Origin of the sequence: Enterococcus sp. AZ119 (assembly GCF_050546175.1) — a bacterium.
Lineage (GTDB): Bacteria > Bacillota > Bacilli > Lactobacillales > Enterococcaceae > Enterococcus > Enterococcus faecalis.
Map to the genome: position 1 here is coordinate 2,221,791 of NZ_CP172951.1, position 23,053 is coordinate 2,244,843.

Genomic DNA, 23,053 nt, shown 5'->3' on the forward strand with positions numbered 1-23,053 from the left:
CCCCTCCCACTCAACGTACATTTAAAACATACCCTATTACTATACAGGATTCCCTTTACTTTTTCAAGATGTTTTTATGATTTCAAGACAATTTTTTTATCCGTTATTTTCTTCATGAAATGCGCATCATGCTCAATCACTAGCATTGCAGGCTTCACAGATAAGATTAGCGCTTCTAATTGTTGATGATTAAACACATCCAAGTAATTAAGGGGTTCATCCCAAATATAAAGTTCAGCTGATTGAGACAATGATTTGGCTACTTCGACTTTTTTCCGTTGCCCCATACTCATTTGTTCAATTCGATTAGTGAAAACGGCGCGCTCCATCCCAAGTTTTCGTAAGTTATTTAAAAATTGGGTGTAATCTAACTGATTTTTCTCTGCAAATTCGGATAAAGTTCCTTGATTGTCTTCATAATCTTGGCGCACATAAGAAATGGTTAATTGGTGAGCCAAAGTGGCTTCGCCTTCTGAATCTCCAGAAAAATCCCCCAACAAATACTGAATCAAGCTCGATTTTCCTGAGCCATTTTTTCCTGTTATTCCAACAATTTCTCCCGCGTTTATTGAAAAAGAAATTGGCGCAAATAGCCAATTTTTCTCGTAGCCTAGACGAAGCTCTTCCACCGTCAATAATGTTTTGTGATGCGTTGGCTGATAATCCATTGACAAAGGATCAATATACTCAAGATCTTTTAATAGTTTTTCTTTTTCTGCTAATTGTGTTTCGGCGCGTTGTTGAATGTGTTTCGAGCGCTTCATTACGCGCGCTGCCCGGGCACCAATGGCTCCTGTATCAAAAATCGCCCCGCTCCCTTTTTCCTTAGCGTTGCCGTACTTATCACCTTCACGGTTCATCGACCATTCCGCTTTTTTACGAGCGGTTTCTTTCAAGCGATTGACTTCTTTTTTGATTTTTTCATTTTCTGCTAGTTCAAAAGCATCTCTTAATTTTTTTTGCTCTTCATAAATAGAAAAATTCCCTTGATACAGCGTCAATTGACTTTTTTCAATCGCCAAAATATGATCAACCACTTCATCAACAAATGCCCGATCGTGGCTGACTAAAATAAACCCGTGTTTCTTTTTCTTCAAATATTCAGCCACTTGTTGTCTGCCAGCTAGATCTAAATGATTTGTTGGCTCGTCAATTAAAGGAAAGGCATTTTCTTCAATAAAAAGAAGACCTAATAAAACTTTCGTCTTTTCGCCGCCTGATAAAGAAGAAAAGGGCCGCCATAAAACTTCAGGATCAACGTTTAAAAGCGTTAATTCTCGTTCTAATTCCCACTGTTCAAAAGAAGTCACCTCTTGTAAGACATAATAAGTGAGCTGTTGTTCTTCTGCAACTGTTTGTGGAAAATAGACGAAATCGACTTGATGAAGAATCTCTCCTTGGTAATCCAACTGCTTTTGTAACAATCTTAATAAGGTTGTTTTCCCACGGCCATTGCGGCCAATCAATCCTAATTTCCAATTGGTATCCATCGTGATATTTGCCTGATCAAAAAGCAATACTTCTTGATTATCATAGGCAAAAGATAGTTGTTTTAGTTCAATTTTCGACATAAATATACCTCCATAAAGCAAAATTGATGCAGCTTTACGGAAATCAGCGGCATCAATCCAAGGTATACAAAAAGACCCGTGGCTGAATTCTTTAAGCTAATTTCCGAAAATCCGCACACTCCACCCGTTATAATCAGGCAAAGTTATACAGTTTCTCTAAAAAATTAACTTAAATTTTCAACGCACGAATCCCTCTTTTCGTCTTTTATTATCTAGAATTTAGCATCTCTTCACTGATTTGTCAACGAAGGCCCCTTGCTTTCATTCTGATAAAAATTTAAATTATTCGCTAAAACACAAGCGATTGCCTAGTTCCCCGCCATTTTTTGTGTTAGACTTCCAATGAAAACATATTCTAATGAAGAAGGTGCTGAAATGGAAGAGTTACGCTTTAATAGTGTTTTTGATATTATCGGACCTGTTATGATTGGTCCAAGCAGTTCTCATACAGCTGGAGCGGCAAGAATTGGAAAAGTGGTTCGCAGTATTTTTGGACAGCAACCTGATAGCGTTGACATTTATTTATATGAGTCTTTTGCTAAAACTTATCGTGGTCACGGAACAGATATCGCCTTAGTTGGCGGCCTTTTAGGTATGGAACCAGATGATGAGCAACTAGCCAATTCTTTGGAAATTGCTTATGAACAAGGAATGGAAGTTTGTTTTATTCCTAAAAGTGAAAAAGCAGACCACCCTAATTCCGTTAAAATTGTGGTTTCTTCTGGCGACCGAAAACTATCTGTGACAGGAATTTCAATTGGTGGTGGAAACATTCAAATTTCTGAATTAAATGGCTTCAAATTGTCTTTAAGTATGGGCACGCCAACATTTATCGTTGTTCATCAAGATGTTCCTGGCATGATTGCTAAGGTGACCAACATCCTTTCAGCTAGCGATATCAATATTAGTACAATGACCGTTACCCGAGAATCTAAAGGGGAAAAAGCGATTATGATTATTGAAGTTGATCAAGCCGAAGTCGGTGACATTGTCATGCAATTAGCTGAAATCCCTCATATATATAGCGTTAACTATTTTGACTAAATGAACGTAAAGGAGTAATACGATGTTTTATTCAATTAAAGATTTGGTAGCTCAAGCGAAAGATTACCCTTCTGTGAGCGAATTAATGATTGCAACAGAAATGGCTCATGGCGGGTATTCTCGTGAACGAATTATTGAAACAATGGAAAAAAATCTAGCCGTTATGAAACAATCCGTCGCTGAAGGAATCGCTGGTGTTACCTCAGTAACAGGGCTAACTGGTGGCGATGCAACCCGATTAAATGATTACATACATTCAGGCAACTTTTTAAGCGGTGAGACCATTTTACAAGCCGTGCGAAATGCGATTGCTGTTAATGAAGTTAATGCAAAAATGGGCTTGATTTGTGCTACACCAACCGCAGGCAGTGCCGGAGTAGTTTCTGGCGTCTTGTTGGCAGTTATTGACCGCTTAAAGTTAACGCATCAGCAACAATTGGATTTTCTATTTACCGCTGGGGCTTTTGGCTTAGTGATTGCCAATAATGCCTCAATCAGTGGTGCCGAAGGTGGTTGTCAAGCTGAAGTCGGTTCTGCTAGTGCAATGGCAAGTGCCGCTTTAGTTGCGGCTTCTGGCGGTACGCCTGATCAATCTGCTCAAGCTGTAGCCATTACGATAAAAAATATGATGGGCCTCATTTGTGATCCTGTTGCGGGACTTGTTGAAGTTCCTTGCGTGAAGCGAAATGCATTAGGTTCTTCTCAAGCCTTCATCTCAGCTGATATGGCTTTAGCGGGGATTCGAAGTGTCATTCCACCAGACGAAGTCATCCACGCAATGTACCAAGTGGGTCGCCAAATGCCACAAATTTTCAAGGAAACAGCTGAAGGCGGTCTTGCGGTGACACCAACTGCACAACGTTTAAGCAAAGAAATTCTAGAGAAACAAAAATAGAAATAACTATAGCAAGAAGCTTACAGAAAAAAACGTCCATTCGTTTTTTCCGTAAGCTTCTTCTTTAATAACTTGTTCCGCCTAAACCAACCACAGCGACAATTCCATTCATGACATCTTTCATCGTTTCACCCACAAATGAAACAGTTCTACCATCAACGCGTTTAATCATTGGTAACATTTCAATACGATCTGCTTGTGCTGTCGTCACACATTGCAATTTTACAGTTGCTGGTGTTTGCAAGGCATATCGGGGTAATTCAGACAACGCAAAGGAAGTTAACACCTGACTTGTAGTCGCTACGATAGCTTCCCGAACTTGTTGCATGGGTCTATTTTTGATTGCATAACGTCCCAGAGATTCTTTGGTGGAAACAAAGGGAACTTCGGGCATCATTTTTTCTTGAAAAAGTTGTTCCTCTAAGCCTGATTCACCGATAATTAAACCAACAGGGACACCTAATTCGCTAGCGTAAGCTGCATTAATTGTCGTTTCATTCATCGCTAAGTCGTTTATTTTTAAACCATAAGCAACACTAGCGCTATACCCATGATCCATATTCCCTTTTTGTTTACCAATACCGGCATGATAACCTAAGAAAAAGACTACATCATAGCTACTATCCAAGCCACTCATCATATAATCCATGCGAGGAAAGCCGCTCACTAAGGAAATTCGTTCATCCATTTCTGCCAAGCGCGCATAAGCTAAATTCAATCCACGGCTATGCGAATCGGCAATAGTAATTTCTGTAATTTGTTCATTTTTAGCACTCTTTTGAATCCCTTCAATCAACCAAGCCACATGTTGGTGATATAATTCTCGGAATAAAACGGTGTCCTCTTTTTCCATATCAAATGTCGCAATACCTGCTAATCCTTCAATATCGCATGACACATAAATCTTCATTTGTTCCACTCCTTTGACAATGGCTGAACCAGTGCTTGAATTTTGTCAGCATCTAAATTTTTGATTAATTGAATGACTAATTCTTTCGCCGCTTGGTAATCTTGAAAATCTACATAGCAATGGGGTGTGTGAGCGTAACGGACAGGAATTCCTACAACAATCGTCGGGGCTCCTTGAACTTGTGTAATCGCCATGCCATTGGTTCCACCACCACTTCGAACAGAAACTTGAACAGGAATTTTGTGTATTTTAGCAATCTCCAGTGCATACTCTTGAAATTCCGGATTCGTAATCATAGAAACATCAAAATAACGTAACATCGGTCCTTTTCCCATTGCTGATTGAATCATCTCTGGCGTTTCTGCCGTATCATCAGCCGGGCAGCCTTCGAAAACAATAGCTAAATCAGGATTGACTTGTTTTGCGGCAATAAGTGCTCCTCTTTCGCCAACTTCTTCTTGTGCAGTTACTGTCGCAACTAACTTGAATGGAAGTGTCTCTTCTTTCAACTCCTCCATGACGTCCACTAAGCAAGCACAGCCAATGCGACAATCAAAAGCTTTTCCTAAAAAAAGATCTGTCTGTTCGTTGTAACAACACGTCACATCTGGAATGACCGGTGCACCAAGATCGATTTTGTACGTTTCAATTACTTCTTCTTTTGAGGTAGCACCAATGTCGATCGTCAAATCAGCAATGGTTAATGGCCGCTGACGTTCCTCTGGTGTCATAAAATGAGGGGGTCGACTAGTAACTACGCCTGGCAGATAGGTACCTTCCCGGTTGCGAATCCGAACTTTTTGTGCAGAAATCGTATTAGGGACCCAGCCACCTAACGGAAGAAAACGCAACAAGCCGTTTTCTTTAATTGCTTGAATCATAAAACCCACTTCGTCACTATGAGCATCAAAAAGCACTACTGGACCTTCACTTAGATTATTTTTCTTCTCAAGATATAAATTTTTAATGGCATCTAGCCGTTGAATAGTAAAATCTGCAGTTGCGTGTTGAAGGATTCTAACGACTTCTGTTTCAAAGCCTGAAACACCATTAGCATTTGAAAGTTCCTGAATTAATTGAACAGCTTGACTTTTTTTCATTTTTTCCCAACCTTTACTTGTCGCTAATAGAGACTGATTTGTAATAGCCTGAACCTAATGGACCATAGACTAAATTTTGGACAGAATCGGCCACTAAGCGTGCTTCTGTTAATTGATAAAGAGGAACTAGGGGTGCTTCTTCCGCAACCAATTGATCCGCTTTTTGTAATGTTTTCCAACGTTCTTCATATTTATTTGCATAAGTTACGTTTGCTTCTTGAAGCAACTGATCAAAGGTCTTATTAGACCATTTACCAAAATTATTGGAATTTTTTGATTGCAGTAAGTTTAAGAAATCGATTGGATCAGCATATACTGGCGTCCAGCCACCAACCACAATGTCGAAATCTCCGCTGCGACTTTTTTCTAAACGATTATTAAAAGGAACTGGTGAAACATTGACTGTTAAATTTTCTAAATTATCTGCTAAAGCTCCTTGAACATACTCACTGATTTTTTTAGCATTTTCTGTATCCGAACTTAAAATCGTTAGCTCCGCTTTTTCAATTCCTAATTCTTTTTTAGCCGTTTGCCATAACTCTTTCGCTTTTTCTGGTTCACTAGGATTTAAATCTCCTAATTCCTCTGCAAAATCTTTTTGCGTTTCTTGATTAGTGAAACCTGTTGGCACGAAGCCAAGTGCTTTTTTTGAGCCATCATTTAAAACATTTTTAGCTAAACGCTCAGAATTCAATGATAATGCTATTGCTCGACGTGCATTCTTATTTGCCAAAAGATCTTTTTGCGTATTTAATTGGATATAATACGTTCCAGGAATTTCACGAATTTTCAAAGCTGCATTGCCTTGTTCTTGTGCAACAATTTCTCCAGAAATTTTTACAACATCTAATTCTTTCCCTTCGAAAAGATTTTTCCCAGTATTGACTTCTTTAACTACTTGGACATCCACCTTATCTAGCGAAACATTCGCTTGATCCCAATAATTTTTATTCTTCACATAGGACCAAGTATTATTCGTGCCATCCCAACCTTCTAATGTGAAGGCGCCATTGTAAAGTGTTGACTCAGCTGATGTACCATAGTTTTTGCCCGTTTTTTCGACAAATGCTTCATTTAAAGGATAAAAAGCTGGTACCGCCAATAATTGTTGAAAATAACTCATAGGATAGCTTAGCTCTACTTCCAAGGTATGGTCATCAATGGCTGTTACCCCTAACTCTTCTTTAGATTTGCCACCGTCAACAATAGCACGATAATTTTTTAGCCCTTCAAAATAATACGCTTGCGGGGAAGCTGTTTTTGGGTCCACTGTGCGCTTCCAAGAATATTCAAAATCATTGGCTGTGATTGGCTCGCCGTTACTCCATTTTGCATCTTTTCGAATCGTAAAAGTATAGATTAAACCATCATTGGAGGGCTGTACTTTTTCAGTTGCCAATGCTGGTTTAGCTTCTCCTTTTTCGTCAAAGGAGAAAAGTCCCTCCCCTACTTGGCTCATTATATCTGCTGCTGTATTATCCATTGCCAACGACACGTCTGCCGTTGATAATTCCGAATCAATCCCGACCCGTAATACCTGTTGTTCTTGCTTTTTGGTTTCTTTCCCAACACTTCCACAGCCCGAGAGAAGTAAAACCATGATTGCTGCCAAAGACAGCCTTTGCTTTGTTGCCCTTTTCATAAAAACACCTCATTTTTTTTATTTTTTGATACCTTTTTCCCACAAAATTATTTATAATCTGATAAAGGAGGTTTGCTCATGAACTTAGATTACTTAAAAGAAACGTATCATTTAACGAAAACAGAAAGTCAGATTTTGTATTATTTGGATCAACAAAGTACGAACGCGGCCGATTTGAGTATTCGAGAAGTTGCCAAACACTGCTTTTCTTCGCCTAGTTCCATCATTCGTTTAGCCAAAAAATTAAATTTATCAGGTTATAATGAACTTATTTACAAATTAAAAGAAGCCCATTTTTCTCAGCCAATCCCTTTTGAAACAGCGCCTTCATTTGAAACAACCAACGAGTTTTGTCAACTGCTTGCCAAACACAAGAGTCATTTATTTGTTATTTTAGGTCATGACTTTTCACGACATTTGGCGGCTTACATTAGTGAAGTTTTCAATTTTCATGGCATCCCCAGCATCACAACAGCCCATACTCATTCGATAAATAGTCAAAATAATCAGAATTTTCTTTTTATCATCCTTTCACATTCTGGTGAAGAAAAATACTTAAAAGAAACAGCTCTGCTTGCGAAAGAGAAAAAACATCCTATCATTTCTTTTGTTGGCGCCAAAAATTCAACTCTTGGTCGACTGGCAGATCTCGTTTTTTCAACTGACTCTTACAGCCCGTTTTCAACAAGTGTCGCTCAGCCACAAATGTTTTTTGGCCAAACATTAATCACCTTTGAAGCCTTGATTTGTGCTTATTTAAATCATGAGGATTCCATTCCAATATCTCCTAAAAATAAATAATTTTATTTATTATAGCTGAAAAAAGCTATTTCGCTAGCCAAAGTATAGAAAAAGGCACATGTTCCATTTTTTATGGAACATGTGCCTTTTTGCTATTTTTTACTCGGCCATAGAAATTCGATTAGCAATTGATCTACTTCAGGATTTTCATGTAATTGGCTATGTTGTGCATTTTCTCCTTTAATAATCTGGCTAGTGACTTGAGTTCCTCGCTGTCTTAGCAAGGCGTTGACTGCTAAGGCACTAGATAACGGTACCGTTCCATCACTTAAATCTGTTGGACTTAATTGACCACCAATTAATAAAATGGGCAGTTTTTCTGGAACAACATTAATCATCTCTTGATAATCCAAATAGCGGCTACTTTTTTCTGTGGGGCCGTTCTCTAGTTCCGTTTCGATGGTTTGCTGTTGACTCGTATCAATAAAATCATTGAAAGGTGCTCCAATGCTGACAAATTTTTCAATTTTAGGTAACGATGTATCTTGCCCATAGGTTCCTAAATAACGTAAACCACTAACACCACCCATAGAGTGCCCGACAATATTGGCTTTGTTCACTTGATAATTTTTTTGTAAATAGAGTAATGTGTTTTTTATCCATTCTGTTTGATTCCATTCATTGTTTTTATTATCTTCAAATAGAACTTGAACACTGGGATTCGTCGCTTTGCCACTTAAAGCTCCTCGCTCTTTAACCACGGTCCCATCAGGTTTAACGAGTAGCACTAATTCTTGAGTTGTGGCACCTTGTTTCTCCAAGCGATGCAGTAACGAGCCAAACGAATTTTTAGTTCCTGCGTAACCATGAAAAAAAAGTGTTGGTGTTGTTGTGCGGTTTAACTCAACAGTTGCTTCTTTTGTGGCGGCTTGATTGTCATTCTTCGTGGTTGCCCCAATTTGGCAAGCACTTAATAATAGAACAAGACCCATTAGCAAAGAAAAATAACGATATTTTTGGGCATGTTTCATTTTTTTCATTCCTTTCTGCGATGAAATAAAAAAGGGCTTGGAAAAGAAGTCAGTTGACTGCTTTTCCAGACCCTACAATCTGTATCAATCAGCTGAACAATAGTTTGTCAGCTTGTTTATTAATCAATGTTATCGACTTGTTCAAAGTCTAATTCTGTACTTGTTTCACGACCAAACATATCGATGTTTACTTTTAATTTTTGTTTTTCTTCATCGATTTCTGTCACAACACCTTCAAGACCAGAAAAGGCACCTTCGATAATTTTCACTGTATCGCCTAGCGCTACTTCTAAGTCTGATTGACGGGTGCTCATGCCAATTGAACGTAAAATGTGGTTAATTTCTTCTTGTAATAAAGGAGCGGGTTTACTACCAGCACCATGTGATCCTACAAAACCAGTTACGCCTGGCGTGTTACGAACAATATACCAAGAATCATCGGTCATAATCATTTCCACTAACACATAACCAGGGAAAGTTTTATGAACGATTTCTTTTTCTTTACCATTTTTGACTTCTTTTTCTGTTTCTTCTGGTACAACGACACGAAAAATATAATCGCCCATCCCCATGCTTTGTGCACGTGATTCAATGTTTGCTTTTACTTTATTTTCATAGCCTGAATAGGTGTGCAATACGTACCAATTTCTTTCAAAAGTTTCCATTACTGATTCGGCTCCTTTAAATGTTTTAGTTTATTTTTTTCGAGCAAATAAAAAAAGCTCAGTTTCCCGAAGCTTTTTCTCGAATACTATTATAGCACCCCTCGTCGGGAAATACTAGAATTAATTATTTTAAAATCCAGCCAAATGCCGTTTGGATAACAGTATCCATGATAAAGAACAATGCTGCAAATAAAATAGATGTTTCAATTACAACTAATGTATCTTTACGCAATTGTTTTTTTGTTGGCCAAGTTACTTGCTTCATCTCATCAGCAACGCTGCGGAAAAATTTCATGTTGATACCCTCCTCTAAATCTATTTCGTTTCTTTATGTAACGTGTATTGATTACAATATTTACAGAATTTATTGATTTCTAAGCGTTCGCCACGTTTACCTTCACTAACGGATTTAGAATAGTTGCGAGAGCCACAAACGGAACAAGCAAGAGCTGCTTTCTTTGTTGCCATGTTCTTCGACCTCCTCTATTCACAAATTTACTTCTTAACAGTACCATTATTCGAAAAAGTTGTCAAAGTTTAATTTACTTTTTAAAGAAGCGCTGTGCCGATTCTTACGTAATTTTTTACCATTATCGCGAATACGTGCTTGATTTCTTTTATAAAATATCTGATTTTTCTTTATTTTCTATTTATTTTAACAAAATTGCTTTTATTCTGAGGTCTCAGCTATTGTTTTCTGCTAAGTTATGATATGATAAATTTATTAAAAATGAACCCTTAGGAGGCCTGTTTATGTTATTAAAATCTGTAGTTATTAAAAAAGATAATTTAACAACCGTCAATGAATCTTGTACTCTAGAAGAAGCTCTTTCTATTTTAGAAGACTCAGGTTACCGTTGTGTCCCAATTTTAGACGAATCTGGAAAAATTTTCCGAGGAAATATCTATAAAATGCATATTTACCGCCATAAAGCAAACGGTGGCGATATGAGTTTACCTGTTACCTATTTGTTAAAAAATGCCACAAAATTTATTTATGTCAACACTTCATTTTTCAAGGTATTTTTTACTATTAAAGAACTACCTTACATTGCTGTTTTAGATGAAAATAATTATTTTTACGGCATTTTAACACACAGCACCTTATTAAATATTTTAGCGCAATCTTGGAATGTAAAACAAGGGAGCTATGTTTTAACGATTGCTTCAGTTGGTCAACAAGGCGACTTAGCAGCCATTTCAAAAATCATTGCCAAATATAGCAGCATCGCCAGCTGTATTACATTGGATGTCGATAGTGAAGAATTTGTTCGTCGCACACTTATTACTTTACCAGCCGGCACAACTGCCGAAACGTGTACAGCCATTGTAGAACATTTAGAGCGGAAAAATTTTAAAGTTGTAGAATTGGAAAATTTAGAAGACGAGTAAAATTTACGACCTTTATCTTAGGATTTAAAGCTAGGGAGGCAAGTCAAAATGACTTACCTCCCTAGCTTATTTTTTAGACTTCTTCACCAATAATTCGAACTTCCGTTTGCAATTCAACATCAAATTTTTCTTTAATCACTTCTTGGATATGTGCAATTAATTCCACATAATCTGTTGCGGTTGCATGATCGATGTTAACAATAAATCCCGCATGCTTTTCGGAAATTTGAGCACCGCCCCATTTTAAGCCTTGTAAGCCAGCGTCTTGGATTAATTTCCCTGTAAAATGACCAACAGGGCGTTTAAAGACACTGCCACAAGAGGGATACTCTAGCGGTTGCTTCAGTTCACGAAGTTCCGTTAATTCATCCATTTGGGCTTTAATTTCTGCATGGTTTCCTTTTTCTAAAGCAAACGTTGCTTGCAAGACAATACAATGTAATTCTTGAATTTCACTATGACGATAACGGAAATTCAGGTCTTCTTTCGTCATTGTTTGGATAGTTCCATCTGCCAATAGCACTTCTGCAGATTGGAAAACATCTTTAATTTCCCCGCCGTATGCTCCAGCATTCATATAAACAGCACCACCGACACTTCCCGGAATGCCACAAGCAAATTCAAAACCAGTTAAATCAGCTGCTAAGGCTTCGTAGGTTGTATCAATCAGCTTGGCACCAGCATCCACAATCATGGTGGTACCGGCTACTTTGATTTCTTTCATTTCTGTTAGCATAATCACGACATCGCGAATACCGCCATCACGAACAATCAAGTTGCTAGCATTGCCTAATACTAACCATGAAAGTCCTTGTTCTCGGCAATACGCCACAATCTCTTCGACTTCTTTTTTTGTTTTGGGTAAGGCCAACACATCAGCTGGGCCGCCTGTTTTAGTAAAGGTTACGTTTTTTAATGGTTCATCTACTAATAAAGTAATTTCGTTTAATGTTTCTAACATAGCTTTAGTGTTCACGAAAGTTAGTCCTTTCTTTTCAAAATATCTGTCTTATTCTAGCATGATAGAAAGAAAGTTGCTAGTCCTCTTTAAAGAACATGCCGTTGTTGTTGGCGTAGCATTTCTTCACATAACGCATGACTTTCATAGACTTTTTCTTGCTTTAACTCTTGCTCTTGCGGTTTTTGAATGGCCTGAATGAAAGCAGTAACCATTTGGTAAAAACCTCTTTTTTCCAATGTTGGCGTCCAATCCCCCATCTCTTTTACTTGGTATTCTTCTTCTGTTTGGATGGTCAAATGCGTTAAATTTTCCAAGCGATAAGTACCTGTGGGGCTGGTGACTTCAAAAGTTTCTGTATTGGCCCCAGAGTGTAAATCCATGGAACAAACAATCGTTGTCTGTTCGGTTTCTAATTGTAAAATTGCTCGTTTTAAATGACCGTTTTCTTCCACTAATTTTGACTGCACCACGCGGAGCGGTCCTTCCGCTAAATAAACTGCGGTATCAACGACATGTAAAAATAAATCATACATCATAAAACTTGTTTCTCTCGTTGTATTGATGCGGTTCTTTTTAATAAAAATTGTTTGTTTTTCAGGAATATTTTTCAATACTTCCGTATAAGGGGCAAAACGACGATTGAAACCAACCATCAGGCGCAGATTTTTTGCTACTGCCAATGCTTGTAATTCTTTGACTTCAGCAAGCTCTTCACTTAAAGGTTTGTCCACAAAGACGTGAATACCAGCCTGTAATAATTGGCGAACGACTGCACCATGCACTTTTGTGGCTACATGGACAAAACAAGCATCAATCTTCGCTTCAATCAATTCTTCTACGGTCTCAACGGTTTCTGTAAAGCCATACTGATCAGCGATTTTTTGTCGTGTTTCTGGGTTCCTAGTCGCTAATACAAACTCTGCCAAGTGGCGGCATTCACTATAAGTTGGCAAATACGCTTTTTGTGCAATATTTCCTAAACCAATGACTCCAATTTTCATTCGTTTGTCCTCATTTCTGCTCTTTTTACTATTTTATCATAGACTACTTCTTTCCAAAAATCAGTCATTTTCTCTTTTTCTTTTCAAGTATTTAAAACTTCTTTAAAAAGTATTAGAATAGAAGAAAGCACCAAGCGACCTTTTCTTTGGTTCTGGTTTGCACTGAAACGAGCAAAAGCGTTTCTTATTTGAAAGGAGTTTCAACAATGAAATGTATTTCTTGGAATGTCAACGGCTTACGAGCGGTTGTTAAAAAGAATTTTATGGATGTTTTTAATGAATTAGATGCAGATTTTTTCTGTTTACAAGAAACAAAATTACAAGCTGGGCAAATTGATTTAGAACTTCCTGGCTATCATCAGTATTGGAATTATGCCGAAAAAAAAGGCTATTCTGGCACAGCAATTTTCGCTAAAGAAGAAGCGTTAAGTGTTCGCTATGGCTTAGGTATCGAGGCTCACGATCAAGAAGGCCGCGTGATCACTTTAGAATATCCAGAATTTTTCATGGTCACTTGCTACACACCAAACTCACAAGCTGAACTAAAGCGTTTAGCTTATCGAATGACATGGGAAGATGCTTTTCGTGCCTATTTAAACGAATTAAATCAAGAAAAACCCGTAATTCTTTGCGGTGATTTAAACGTAGCTCATCAAAAGATTGATTTAAAAAATTGGAAAACCAATCAAAAAAATGCGGGGTTCACGCCTGAAGAACGGCAAAAATTTACTGAGTTGTTAGACAGTGGCTTCACTGATACATTCCGTTATTTTTATCCAGAAGCTGAAGGCATCTACTCATGGTGGAGTTATCGCTTTAACGCACGAAAAAATAACGCAGGATGGCGGATTGACTATTTCGTTGTGTCAGAATCCTTGAATGAACGTTTAGTCAGTGCTAAAATCCATACAGATATTCTTGGTAGTGATCATTGTCCAGTGGAAGTTGTACTTGATTTTTAAGTGTTACTCAACGCGTTGAAAGGAGTTTTTTTAATGAACTTTTACGCTTTTGACTTTGAAACAGCTAGTTATGATAAACATAGTGCCTGTTCCATTGCAATTGTTAAAGTAGAAAATAGTCGGATTGTGGATGAATTTTACACGTTAATCAAACCAGAAACACCTTTTTTCTGGCGAAATACGCAAATTCACGGCATTCATGAATCAGATGTTGTCAATGCGCCCAAATTCCCTGAAGTATGGCAACAAATTCAGCATTGTTTTCAACCAAATCGGTTAGTGGTCGCTCACAATGCAAGTTTCGATTGTAGTGTTTTGGCTGGCTGTTTAGATTACTATGGCTTAGAACAACCTAATTACCTTTCTTTATGTACAGTCAAAACGAGTCGCAAACTGTTTCCTGAATTTCCTAATCATAAATTAAATACCGTTTGTGAAAACCTCAATATCACTTTAAATAATCATCATGATGCTTTAGAAGATAGCCGAGCTTGTGCCGAAATTCTTTTACAGCAAGAACAACGATTTGGGGTTGAACCTTTAAAAAAATTAGTATTGGTGAAATAATCCAGTTCTTGTTTCCAGCGAGGGCGTTATCTCTTTCAGTGGCTAGTTGGCAGGAGATAACGTCTTTTCTTTTACATAACTTTTCCTCTAGACCAAAAATTTTTCAGAAAGGACGCGATGATGTATTCGATTCTTTACTTATTCATAGACTCTCTCAAAAATGCGTGGCGCTCAAAAAACCAATTTAGTACGTTGATTCTTATCTTTATTATTAGTTTTCTGACTTTTTCTGCTCTATTATTGACTTTGTTGTTTTCTCGATGGCTTTCACAAATGATTCTTCTTGATAATTATGCAGTGATTCCTCCCTTGACAATTTTCAGAGGTTTGGCTGGAATCAGCACTGGAACACTCTTTTTCTTCCTGATTAGTTATATTTGCCGAGCTTTCTTCCTAACTTTTTTAGAGCAAAAAAACGACTTACTGATCTTAGCTCTTTTAGGTACGACAAAATTACAAATTTTAATTAGCTATGCCTTACAACCCATCTATTATTTGATTTTTATTTTGCCTTTAGCCGCTTTTCTAGCTAATAAGCTCATTCAACAGTTTATCCATGATTTTTTCAGTGAGGTACCTGGTTTAATGCATATCGATAGCTACATGCAAGGTATCTTTTTACCACTAACAGGAAGCCTATTGTTCATTTGCTGTTGTGTCTTTTTAATTCTTTTTAGGAAACTCAATCGCCTAATCAAAAAAGGTACTTGACTAACTATGCGAAAAAAGTGAGAAATACATCATCTCGACGTATTTCTCACTTTTTTGAATGACTTAGGTTCTTTAGGCTAATTACTTTTTCCGCCTCTTTTAAGCCAAGGCTTCAATAATTTCGGTCATTGTTTTTGAACCAAAAATCATTTGTTCGCCATCAATCAGCATTGCTGGAACGCTCATAATTTTCTTTTCTTTTTTCAACTCTGGAAATAGACTAATGTCCACCATTTCTGCTTCCACATGAGGATTAATTGATGCAATACGTTGGCAAGCCGCCACGACATCGGGACAGAAATGACATGTTAGTGAAACAAAGATTTCTATTTTTCTTTTTGGCAATGCAAGTATGTTCTTTTGCAGACTTGCTTCTAACGGCTGCCCCTCGCTGCCGACATTATAAACCGCCAAAACCAACGAGTTTACTTCATGGCCACTAGGAATACCACTAAATTTAATTCCTGTATAGTTTCCTGCCGTATCTAAGAGCACAACGCTAGGCATTTTTTCAATCCCATACAGCAATTCTTTGGCTGGCTCAGTATCTTTCAAAATCGTTTCTAAAGTAATCTTCTGTTCCAGACTTGCAAATTCTGTTAAGAATGACTGAAGTTCCAATGATTTTTCATCACTTGCATCCAAAAACTGAAGCAATGTCACTTTTTTGGTTAGTTTAGCGAAAATACCGCTTAATTGTTGGCGCATACTTTCTGGGAACCACTGATGCTTACCAGTAACTTTCGCTGGCTGTTTTTCTTTTGGTTGCTGACTGCTTGTTTCAGGGGCAGATTGATTAGCTAATCGTTCAGTCATTCGCTTCGTTACAATCGGTTGGCCCGCCTGTGTTTTTTGTTCTGTCACGTAACGTTGCGCATGAGTGGCGGCAATTGCACCGTCTGCAACCGCCGTCACAATTTGACGTAATTCTTTTATTCGTAAATCTCCTGCTGCATAAACTCCGGGAATATTGGTTTCCATATTTTCAGTTGTTGGCACATACCCACGGTCTAAGGCAATTTTCCCTTCAAAAATTTCTGTACTTGGTTTATTTCCAGCAAAAACAAACAGGCCAAATGTACTGTCTTTTGGCGCTTCATAAACCGTTTCTTCTCCCGTCTGGTTATTGACAAACACAGCTTTTCGGACAAAATCATCTCCCGTAATTTCTTTCACTTCTGTGTTATAAACAATCTTAATTTTCGGGTGATTTTTGGCCGCCTCCGCAGTTAATTTTGCACATGTAAAATCGGGTTCTCGGATAATCATCGTTACTGATTTACCGTAACGTGTCAAATAAACGGCCTCTTCCGCTGCTGCATAACCGCCACCAATCACAAAAATATCTAGGCCTTGGAAAAACTCCCCATCACAAGTAGAACAATAGGCCACGCCGCGTCCTGTAAATTCACTTTCACCAGGGAAACCAATTTTACGAGCAGAGGCCCCTGTCGCAATCAATACTGCATATGCTTGATAGGTTTGACTCGCTGATTGAACAGTTTTTATCGTTTGACTAAAATCAACATCAATAATCTCGTCTTTTGTAAAAGCTACACCGAAGTCTTGTGCTTGAATGCGCATTTCTTCCATTAGTTCTGGACCTGTTGTGTGACGAATCGCTGGATAGTTCACAATTTCAGAAGTCGTCGTTACTTGTCCACCAATTTTGTCTTTTTCAATAATTAAGGTATCCATCATTGCGCGACCTGCATAGATACCTGCAGATAAAGCAGCTGAGCCGCCACCAATAATAATCAAATCGTAGATTTCTTCTGTCACTTGCTTCTCCTCTTTCTTCTGTGTTTCAGAAAAAGAGCTGAACAAAACATTTTCTCTGTTTTATCCAACTCTTTGACCTCTATTTACAAAGCGAATTTAAATTTTACCAACTAAATCTAAGCTTGGCGCAATTGTTTCTTCTCCTGGTTGCCAATTGGCTGGACAAACTTTATCACCATGTTCTGCTACAAATTGAGAAGCTTCTAATTTACGAACAAGTTCTTCAGCATTACGACCAATACCCATGTCGTTGATTTCATAAGATTTGATCTCACCTTCTGGACTCACAATAAATGAAGCACGGTAAGCCATTCCAGAAGCTTCATCTAAAACGCCAAAGAAACGAGCAAGTTGACCGTTGGGATCGGCTAACATTGGATATTTAATTTTTCCAATCGTTTCTGTAGCGTCAGCCCATGCTTTATGCACATAATGACTATCTTCTGAAACAGAGTAAACCTCACAATTTAATTCCTGTAAATGCGCATAATGCTCTTGCATATCCCCTAATTCCGTAGGACACACGAAAGAAAAATCAGCTGGATAAAAGAAGAAAATACTCCATTTTCCTAAAATATCTTCTGTTGATACTCGTGTAAATTCACCATCGTGATAGGCATCACATTCAAAGTCAAAAAGTTTTTGATTAATTAAATTCATTGTCGTTCCTCCTCTGTTTTTTTACTCTTTAAGGATAACAGTTTATAATTATTCCGTCAATAGAATAATTATAAACAAAAGAGGTTTTATTAACACATAATACTGTCATATTGAGAATTTTATGATTATCATTCTCAATTAGAAATAGCGAGATAACTTTTTAAATAACATAAAAAAGAAAGCGAATCATTAAAAGAACTTGCTTTTTAATGATTCGCTTTCTTTTTGTGAAGACATTCTTTAACTATCTAAAATAATCGTTTCTTTCTCTTTGGTAATTAAAATAACTCCATCACCAAGAGGAACTAAAGTAGAAGTTAAATCAGGGTGCGCCATGACTACATCTAAAAATTGGTTTAATTTACGATGAATCGCTCGATTTTTTTTCGGTACTTCCTCAGCAGGGTCTAAAATTGTCCCAGCTTGAAATACATCATCCACCATCAAAACGCCGCCAACTGGTAGCAACCGTAAACATTCAGGTAAAAATTCAATGTATTTTGATTTGGCACTATCCATAAAAATAAAGTCATAAGGTCCTTCCAACGTTGGCAGAATCTCAGCTGCTTGTCCTTCTAAAAGAGTGACCTTTTCTTCTAAGTCCAGGCGTTGGTAAGTTTTCTTCGCTTTTTTTATCATTACGTCAAAACGATCAATCGTGGTCACGTGACCATCTTCACCGACAAATTGGGCCATCAAGCTTGAAGAAAAACCAATTGCTGCCCCGATTTCTAAAATATTTTTGGGCTTTAGTTGTCCTAGCAAAAATTGTAGAAAAACTACTGTTTCGTGCGGAATAATCGGCACCCCTGCTTCATTGGCTTCCGCCTCCACTGCACCTAATTCTCCGGGAAGTTTCTTTTGTTTTGTACGCATATACTCAACCAATTCTGGTTTAACGACTGGTCGATGCATCATTTCGTTTCTCATCACTTTCGCTCCTTTTCGTCCCTTTATTATACGAAGTCCTTGTTCCTCTGTAAAGGATTGAAATAGGATTCTTATTATTTGTTTGAAAATAACATGCACATTCTTAACTTCCTAGCTAAGTGCGGATTACTTCTTGTAAGCACATTTTTTCTTTGTTTCTGCTATTTTTTATTAAGTTTTAATTAGAAAACGTCAAAAAGTAGCCCTCAAGAACATACTTATTGATTTTTTCTCGTTATTTCTTATAAAAATACTTCTACATATGTTAATATTTTCCCTTAAATCACTATTAATTCTTGCTATTTCAAGCCCCAAAACAAGCCTATAACCTTGCCAAAATAAGAAACGTCAAATTTTACTACTTTGTCTGTAAAAATTTGATATCACAAAAGAAAGGAAATCTTGTATACTCTTTACAGATAGTGATTTATAGTGAAGCACATAACCAAATTCCCGGACTTGACTTGGTTCAAGTACATATGCAGGCGAGCTATTTGATATCTCCCTGATAAAAATCGTTTCGACGATTTTGCACATAGCACTACCTTTCTAAAAGCTAAAAATTATTTTTAGCTAGAAAAAAGACAACCGTTTGAAACGGCTGTCTTTTTTTTTAATAAATTAACCCAAGCAAATCTTCTTTTTCGATATTGCCAAAGTATTTTTTAACGTCAATTTGATCAATGGCTTCTTCTAAAGAAGCTTTATCATATTTCACGCCGGTTAAAATATCTTCAACATCTTTAATTTCACCAAGCCCAAAGAAGTCCCCAAAGATTTTAATTTCTTGAATGGCACCATCCGCCACATTCATTTTCATTTCAATTGAACCAATTGGAAAACGATGGCGACGTTCTAAGTTAAATGCAGGTGATTTACCATAATTCCAATCCCAATTGCGATAGTATTGCTCTGAAATTTTGTTAATAGCCGCCCAGTCTTGATCAGTTAATTCATACGTTTTAACTTGGTCGATCGAATCTACGCCGAAAATTTTCAAAAGAATTTCTTGGCGGAATTCTTCCGTTGTCATCTCTTGTTTATCTTCAGATAAAAATGGTTTAATGTTTGTTACCCGTGAACGAACAGACTTGATACCTTTAGATTCGATTTTATCTTTCCGTACTTTCAATGTATTTACAACTTCATCAATATCACTATCAAACATTAAGGTTCCATGTGCAAACATGCGGCCGTTGGTAGCGTACATCGCATTTCCTGAAAACTTCATATCATTAATCACTAGGTCATTGCGCCCTTTTAATTCGGCACCTTCAACGCCTAAGTCGTGCAATGCTTGGATAATTGGTTGGGTAACTTTCGCAAAATCACGGAAAGAGTTGCCGTCATCTGGCATAATAAAACTAAAATTCAAATTACCATGATCATGATAAACGGCGCCGCCGCCACTTAAGCGACGAACAACATGAATGCCGTGCTCATCTACATATTCTTTGTTAATTTCTTCAATTGTATTTTGGTTACGGCCAATAATGATTGACGGCTCGTTAATGTAAAATAAAAGAATGGGCTCATCTAAAGGCATTTCTGTTAACAAATATGTTTCAATTGCTAAGTTCACTCGTGGGTCATTATTTTCATTCGGTACAAAAATCACAATCGGTTCTCTCCCTTGGTATAGTTACTTTTTTAAATCTCAACTGTTAAATCTGGTTGGGCTAATGTCACTGGAATTTCCGTTCCAGCATAGTTTTGCGCTTCTTCCCGTAGTTGTTCCAATGACCCATGTTGTGGTAAATGGGTCAACATCAATTGTTTGACTTGTGCTGCTTTGGCAATTTCACCCGCTTCTCTTGACGTAAAATGTGCATGATGTCGTTCATTACCTTCAAATAAGTACGTATCCGCTAAGAATAAATCCGCGTCTTTTGCAAAGTCTTCAAAACTTGCTAAGTAACCAGAGTCTCCTGTAAAGACAAAGACTTTGCCAGTCGCTTTTTCAACAATCCGCATCGCGTAACAAGTGACAGGATGAATCGTTTCCATGAAAGTAATTAAAAATGGTCCTACTGCCAACTCTTCTGCTTCAAAATACTCTTTCCCTTCGGAAACGTTAGGAAGCGTTAGTTCTTTGAAATGCATTTGATCTTGTGTATGGCCATATATTGGCAAAATAGGTGTCGGTTCCAGCGTTGGATAAAGCTGACGATAATATTGTAAAACACCTAAATCTGCGATATGGTCATGATGGTAATGCGACAGAATGACAGCATCTAATTTCAATGGATCTAGATAGTTTTCTAAACGCACTAATGTCGTACTGCCTGCATCAATAAGCAAATGAAAGCCTTCAGATTCTAACAAATAGGAACTCGTTCCTTCTCCTTTGTATGGATAAGCACCTAAACAGCCTAAGACAGTCAATTTCATGTGTGGACAACCTCCTTCAATACGATACTTCCATGTTACCATAAAATAACGGAAAAACGAGGTTAAAACGCTTAAATTTTCACAAAAAGACCAAAGAAAAAACCTGAACCCTTTGTCGAGATAACGAAGGATTCAAGCTTCTTTTTTATTCTTCGGCTAAGCCTTTTTCTTCTAAGGCAGTTTGATAAAAACTAGCTAACGCTACATAGTTATAAGGAATCACCCATAATAAACCGATACCAATAGCTAAAAAGCCCACAATATACCAACCAATAAAAGAAAATTGTAAACATAAATATTGCCAAAAACGATTTTTCATTAAATATAACGCCTGTTTCAACGCCATCATAATTGGCAGTTCTGGATTATCAAAACGTAGCCACACAGCAAATTGAAAAACGCCACTCACAAATAAGCCAATTAAAAAGATCAAGATAGAGGCAACGCCAAACGCTAGGAAAAAGGAAAAATCATTTAAGAAAAAGGTCTGAATTTCCTCTGGTGTAACTGTATTAAACATCAATTTGAAATACAAGGTTGTCCCTGCTCCAAATAAAATTGGTAACAAAAATAACAAACCAATTACACGTTCAAGTACTTTTTGAAGTAGGTTGACCACAAATAGCGGACCATAATATTTTCCTTGAAAAACACTCATTAAAATATTGACCCGCACCTTTTCACCACGTAACACCTTCAAGGCTGCGTAATATAGCGCATAACTTAACGCGAATAAAACAAAAATTTGCAGTAATACTGCGGCAAAACTACTTTGAAAAACTTGATTTTCACCAGAAAATAAATTTTGCACAATCGATGTTAAGAAGCTCTGTAAAACCACTCCTAAGAAAGTTAACCAAGCCATGATCCCCCATTGCCCATCAAGAGCTCTGCGAGCATTGGCACGATGTTGCGAATTTGTTACTAAACTTTTCATTCATTCCATCCTTTCTGAAACTAATAACTAGTCAATTTAGCGACTGTTTCTTTATCTAGACGTTTCACCACTTCTGTGACTAATTTGACTGTGTTGAAATAATCATCTTCATGAATAACTGAGGTATGTGAATGCAGATATCTAACAGGCACCGTGATGGCTAATGATGGAATCCCGTTGCGCGTTAAATGCATGCGGCCAGCATCCGTACCTCCCCCTGTAATCACTGTATATTGGAAGGGAATGTTATTTTCTTCCGCCACTTGAATAACAAAATCACGTAATTTTTTATGCGGAATCATTGATGCATCATAAATCAAAATTTGTGGCCCTTCACCTAAAATAGAGTCGGCTTCTTTAGGTGTCATTCCTGGTGTGTCACCAGCTGTTCCTGTGTCTAAAGCAAACGCTATGTCTGGATTCACAAGATGCGTACTTGTTTGCGCACCGCGTAGCCCGACTTCTTCTTGCACATCACTGCCTGCAAATAAAATATTGGGGTGCCCTTCTGTCGCTAAATTTTCTAAAACTTTTAATGAAACGGCCGTACCAATTCGGTTATCCCACGCTTTTGCCAATAAAAATTTTGTATCATTCATGCGACGATAGTCAATATATGGTGTCACCATATCCCCTGGATGAATCCCCCATTCTGCAACTTGTTGATCGCTACTTGCACCAATATCAATAAACATATCTGCAATCTCATAGGGTTTGTTACGAACTTCCGCTGTTAACACATGCGGTGGTTTAGACCCAATGACACCATGGTAAACCTTACCAGTCGTGGTTTTAATCTGAACTTGTTGGGCCAACATCACTTGCCCCCACCAACCACCAACAGTTTGAAATTTTAAAAAGCCTTTTTCTGTGATTTGGGTAACCATGAAACCGACTTCATCCATATGCCCAGAAATGTAGACTTTTGGTCCTTCTTTATCACCAACATTTTTTGCAATAATACTGCCAAGGCCATCATATAAAAATTTATCCGCATACGGTGCTGCATACTTTTTAAATAACGAACGTACTTCGTCTTCATTCCCAGCAATCCCTTTAGCACTTGTTAAATCAATTAACATTTTTTCTTCTTTTGCATCCATAAAAATAACTCCCCTCAAAAACCAATTTTATCCATTATACCACGAACTAAAAAAATA

24 protein-coding genes are annotated in these 23,053 nt (G+C 37.6%); 7 read left to right on the forward strand and 17 right to left on the reverse strand.

Annotated elements, in window-relative coordinates:
* Window positions 1-74: 74 nt before the first annotated feature.
* Window positions 75-1,571: an ABC-F type ribosomal protection protein Lsa(A) gene (lsa(A), locus tag IGL37_RS10775; protein ID WP_033917831.1), complete on the reverse strand. Its 1,497-nt coding sequence runs from the start codon at window positions 1,569-1,571 to the stop codon at window positions 75-77.
* A 375-nt stretch (window positions 1,572-1,946) separates the two neighbouring features.
* Here lsa(A) and sdaAB point away from each other — a divergent pair, with 375 nt between their 5' ends.
* Window positions 1,947-2,615 (forward strand): L-serine ammonia-lyase, iron-sulfur-dependent subunit beta, encoded by a 669-nt coding sequence (gene sdaAB, locus IGL37_RS10780; protein WP_002414070.1) that lies wholly within the window; start codon window positions 1,947-1,949, stop codon window positions 2,613-2,615.
* Between the two features lie 22 nt (window positions 2,616-2,637).
* Window positions 2,638-3,510 (forward strand): L-serine ammonia-lyase, iron-sulfur-dependent, subunit alpha, encoded by an 873-nt coding sequence (gene sdaAA, locus IGL37_RS10785; RefSeq protein ID WP_002356421.1) that lies wholly within the window; start codon window positions 2,638-2,640, stop codon window positions 3,508-3,510.
* Between the two features lie 64 nt (window positions 3,511-3,574).
* Here the strand turns inward: sdaAA and IGL37_RS10790 are convergent, their stop codons facing one another.
* The 3 genes from IGL37_RS10790 to IGL37_RS10800 are packed head-to-tail and all read right to left on the reverse strand — an operon-like array spanning window position 3,575 to window position 7,162.
* Complete coding sequence (locus IGL37_RS10790) at window positions 3,575-4,420, reverse strand: M55 family metallopeptidase (protein ID WP_033917830.1); 846 nt, start codon at window positions 4,418-4,420, stop codon at window positions 3,575-3,577.
* Window positions 4,417-5,520, reverse strand: coding sequence for a M42 family metallopeptidase (locus IGL37_RS10795; protein ID WP_002356417.1), 1,104 nt, complete (start codon window positions 5,518-5,520; stop codon window positions 4,417-4,419). The genes IGL37_RS10790 and IGL37_RS10795 overlap by 4 nt, the downstream gene beginning before the upstream one ends.
* A gap of 13 nt (window positions 5,521-5,533) precedes the next feature.
* Window positions 5,534-7,162, reverse strand: a complete 1,629-nt coding sequence (locus tag IGL37_RS10800; RefSeq protein ID WP_033598766.1) for a peptide ABC transporter substrate-binding protein — start codon at window positions 7,160-7,162, stop codon at window positions 5,534-5,536.
* A gap of 78 nt (window positions 7,163-7,240) precedes the next feature.
* On the opposite strand from IGL37_RS10800, the gene IGL37_RS10805 reads away from it, so the two are divergent.
* Complete coding sequence (locus IGL37_RS10805) at window positions 7,241-7,963, forward strand: MurR/RpiR family transcriptional regulator (protein ID WP_002356415.1); 723 nt, start codon at window positions 7,241-7,243, stop codon at window positions 7,961-7,963.
* Window positions 7,964-8,055: 92 nt separating this feature from the next.
* Here IGL37_RS10805 and IGL37_RS10810 read toward each other — a convergent pair whose 3' ends face one another.
* The 4 genes from IGL37_RS10810 to rpmG all read right to left on the reverse strand — a co-directional run bounded on the left by IGL37_RS10810 (window position 8,056) and on the right by rpmG (window position 10,067).
* Window positions 8,056-8,943: an alpha/beta hydrolase gene (locus IGL37_RS10810; RefSeq protein ID WP_002362316.1), complete on the reverse strand. Its 888-nt coding sequence runs from the start codon at window positions 8,941-8,943 to the stop codon at window positions 8,056-8,058.
* Between the two features lie 110 nt (window positions 8,944-9,053).
* Window positions 9,054-9,599 (reverse strand): transcription termination/antitermination protein NusG, encoded by a 546-nt coding sequence (nusG, locus tag IGL37_RS10815; RefSeq protein ID WP_002384070.1) that lies wholly within the window; start codon window positions 9,597-9,599, stop codon window positions 9,054-9,056.
* Window positions 9,600-9,723: 124 nt separating this feature from the next.
* Complete coding sequence (gene secE / locus IGL37_RS10820; protein ID WP_002356409.1) at window positions 9,724-9,894, reverse strand: preprotein translocase subunit SecE; 171 nt, start codon at window positions 9,892-9,894, stop codon at window positions 9,724-9,726.
* Window positions 9,895-9,914: 20 nt separating this feature from the next.
* Window positions 9,915-10,067: a 50S ribosomal protein L33 gene (gene rpmG / locus IGL37_RS10825; protein WP_002356408.1), complete on the reverse strand. Its 153-nt coding sequence runs from the start codon at window positions 10,065-10,067 to the stop codon at window positions 9,915-9,917.
* 285 nt (window positions 10,068-10,352) lie between these two features.
* Between rpmG and cbpA the strand changes: the two genes are divergently transcribed.
* Window positions 10,353-10,991 carry a cyclic di-AMP binding protein CbpA gene (gene cbpA / locus IGL37_RS10830; protein ID WP_002365057.1) on the forward strand — a complete coding sequence of 213 codons (639 nt, stop codon included), beginning with the start codon at window positions 10,353-10,355 and terminating at the stop codon, window positions 10,989-10,991.
* A gap of 73 nt (window positions 10,992-11,064) precedes the next feature.
* Here the strand turns inward: cbpA and murB are convergent, their stop codons facing one another.
* Entirely contained in the window at window positions 11,065-11,952 is an 888-nt protein-coding gene (gene murB / locus IGL37_RS10835) for a UDP-N-acetylmuramate dehydrogenase (RefSeq protein WP_002387193.1), read from the reverse strand.
* Between the two features lie 86 nt (window positions 11,953-12,038).
* Window positions 12,039-12,953: a Gfo/Idh/MocA family protein gene (locus IGL37_RS10840; protein ID WP_002394135.1), complete on the reverse strand. Its 915-nt coding sequence runs from the start codon at window positions 12,951-12,953 to the stop codon at window positions 12,039-12,041.
* Window positions 12,954-13,159: 206 nt separating this feature from the next.
* On the opposite strand from IGL37_RS10840, the gene IGL37_RS10845 reads away from it, so the two are divergent.
* From IGL37_RS10845 to IGL37_RS10855, 3 genes are all read left to right on the forward strand, one after another.
* Window positions 13,160-13,915: an exodeoxyribonuclease III gene (locus IGL37_RS10845; RefSeq protein ID WP_002367205.1), complete on the forward strand. Its 756-nt coding sequence runs from the start codon at window positions 13,160-13,162 to the stop codon at window positions 13,913-13,915.
* 33 nt (window positions 13,916-13,948) lie between these two features.
* Complete coding sequence (locus tag IGL37_RS10850; protein ID WP_002356400.1) at window positions 13,949-14,482, forward strand: 3'-5' exonuclease; 534 nt, start codon at window positions 13,949-13,951, stop codon at window positions 14,480-14,482.
* 120 nt (window positions 14,483-14,602) lie between these two features.
* Window positions 14,603-15,193, forward strand: a complete 591-nt coding sequence (locus tag IGL37_RS10855) for a hypothetical protein (protein ID WP_033786525.1) — start codon at window positions 14,603-14,605, stop codon at window positions 15,191-15,193.
* 99 nt (window positions 15,194-15,292) lie between these two features.
* Here the strand turns inward: IGL37_RS10855 and IGL37_RS10860 are convergent, their stop codons facing one another.
* From IGL37_RS10860 to IGL37_RS10890, 7 genes are all read right to left on the reverse strand, one after another.
* Window positions 15,293-16,975: an FAD-dependent oxidoreductase gene (locus tag IGL37_RS10860; protein ID WP_002370536.1), complete on the reverse strand. Its 1,683-nt coding sequence runs from the start codon at window positions 16,973-16,975 to the stop codon at window positions 15,293-15,295.
* Between the two features lie 96 nt (window positions 16,976-17,071).
* Window positions 17,072-17,635 carry an alkyl hydroperoxide reductase subunit C gene (gene ahpC, locus IGL37_RS10865; protein ID WP_002356396.1) on the reverse strand — a complete coding sequence of 188 codons (564 nt, stop codon included), beginning with the start codon at window positions 17,633-17,635 and terminating at the stop codon, window positions 17,072-17,074.
* 240 nt (window positions 17,636-17,875) lie between these two features.
* On the reverse strand, window positions 17,876-18,565 hold the full coding sequence (locus IGL37_RS10870; protein WP_002381418.1) for an O-methyltransferase: 690 nt from the start codon (window positions 18,563-18,565) through the stop codon (window positions 17,876-17,878).
* 613 nt (window positions 18,566-19,178) lie between these two features.
* Window positions 19,179-20,183 (reverse strand): lipoate--protein ligase, encoded by a 1,005-nt coding sequence (locus IGL37_RS10875; RefSeq protein WP_002356394.1) that lies wholly within the window; start codon window positions 20,181-20,183, stop codon window positions 19,179-19,181.
* A gap of 32 nt (window positions 20,184-20,215) precedes the next feature.
* Window positions 20,216-20,956: an MBL fold metallo-hydrolase gene (locus IGL37_RS10880; protein WP_002356393.1), complete on the reverse strand. Its 741-nt coding sequence runs from the start codon at window positions 20,954-20,956 to the stop codon at window positions 20,216-20,218.
* Between the two features lie 145 nt (window positions 20,957-21,101).
* Window positions 21,102-21,893 carry a DUF975 family protein gene (locus tag IGL37_RS10885; RefSeq protein WP_002372324.1) on the reverse strand — a complete coding sequence of 264 codons (792 nt, stop codon included), beginning with the start codon at window positions 21,891-21,893 and terminating at the stop codon, window positions 21,102-21,104.
* A gap of 20 nt (window positions 21,894-21,913) precedes the next feature.
* Entirely contained in the window at window positions 21,914-22,996 is a 1,083-nt protein-coding gene (locus IGL37_RS10890) for a M42 family metallopeptidase (protein WP_002372326.1), read from the reverse strand.
* Window positions 22,997-23,053 lie beyond the last annotated feature (57 nt).

Bases quoted from the DNA above. Each gene is read 5' to 3' on its own strand.
- sdaAB (WP_002414070.1), top strand. From the start codon at position 1,947: ATGGAAGAGTTACGCTTTAATAGTGTTTTTGATATTATCGGACCTGTT.
- sdaAA (WP_002356421.1), top strand. From the start codon at position 2,638: ATGTTTTATTCAATTAAAGATTTGGTAGCTCAAGCGAAAGATTACCCT.
- IGL37_RS10790 (WP_033917830.1), bottom strand. From the start codon at position 4,420: ATGAAGATTTATGTGTCATGCGATATTGAAGGATTAGCAGGTATTGCG.
- IGL37_RS10795 (WP_002356417.1), bottom strand. From the start codon at position 5,520: ATGAAAAAAAGTCAAGCTGTTCAATTAATTCAGGAACTTTCAAATGCT.
- IGL37_RS10800 (WP_033598766.1), bottom strand. From the start codon at position 7,162: ATGAAAAGGGCAACAAAGCAAAGGCTGTCTTTGGCAGCAATCATGGTT.
- IGL37_RS10805 (WP_002356415.1), top strand. From the start codon at position 7,241: ATGAACTTAGATTACTTAAAAGAAACGTATCATTTAACGAAAACAGAA.
- IGL37_RS10810 (WP_002362316.1), bottom strand. From the start codon at position 8,943: ATGAAAAAAATGAAACATGCCCAAAAATATCGTTATTTTTCTTTGCTA.
- nusG (WP_002384070.1), bottom strand. From the start codon at position 9,599: ATGGAAACTTTTGAAAGAAATTGGTACGTATTGCACACCTATTCAGGC.
- secE (WP_002356409.1), bottom strand. From the start codon at position 9,894: ATGAAATTTTTCCGCAGCGTTGCTGATGAGATGAAGCAAGTAACTTGG.
- rpmG (WP_002356408.1), bottom strand. From the start codon at position 10,067: ATGGCAACAAAGAAAGCAGCTCTTGCTTGTTCCGTTTGTGGCTCTCGC.
- cbpA (WP_002365057.1), top strand. From the start codon at position 10,353: ATGTTATTAAAATCTGTAGTTATTAAAAAAGATAATTTAACAACCGTC.
- murB (WP_002387193.1), bottom strand. From the start codon at position 11,952: ATGTTAGAAACATTAAACGAAATTACTTTATTAGTAGATGAACCATTA.
- IGL37_RS10840 (WP_002394135.1), bottom strand. From the start codon at position 12,953: ATGAAAATTGGAGTCATTGGTTTAGGAAATATTGCACAAAAAGCGTAT.
- IGL37_RS10845 (WP_002367205.1), top strand. From the start codon at position 13,160: ATGAAATGTATTTCTTGGAATGTCAACGGCTTACGAGCGGTTGTTAAA.
- IGL37_RS10850 (WP_002356400.1), top strand. From the start codon at position 13,949: ATGAACTTTTACGCTTTTGACTTTGAAACAGCTAGTTATGATAAACAT.
- IGL37_RS10855 (WP_033786525.1), top strand. From the start codon at position 14,603: ATGTATTCGATTCTTTACTTATTCATAGACTCTCTCAAAAATGCGTGG.
- ahpC (WP_002356396.1), bottom strand. From the start codon at position 17,635: ATGAATTTAATTAATCAAAAACTTTTTGACTTTGAATGTGATGCCTAT.
- IGL37_RS10870 (WP_002381418.1), bottom strand. From the start codon at position 18,565: ATGAGAAACGAAATGATGCATCGACCAGTCGTTAAACCAGAATTGGTT.
- IGL37_RS10880 (WP_002356393.1), bottom strand. From the start codon at position 20,956: ATGAAATTGACTGTCTTAGGCTGTTTAGGTGCTTATCCATACAAAGGA.
- IGL37_RS10885 (WP_002372324.1), bottom strand. From the start codon at position 21,893: ATGAAAAGTTTAGTAACAAATTCGCAACATCGTGCCAATGCTCGCAGA.
- IGL37_RS10890 (WP_002372326.1), bottom strand. From the start codon at position 22,996: ATGGATGCAAAAGAAGAAAAAATGTTAATTGATTTAACAAGTGCTAAA.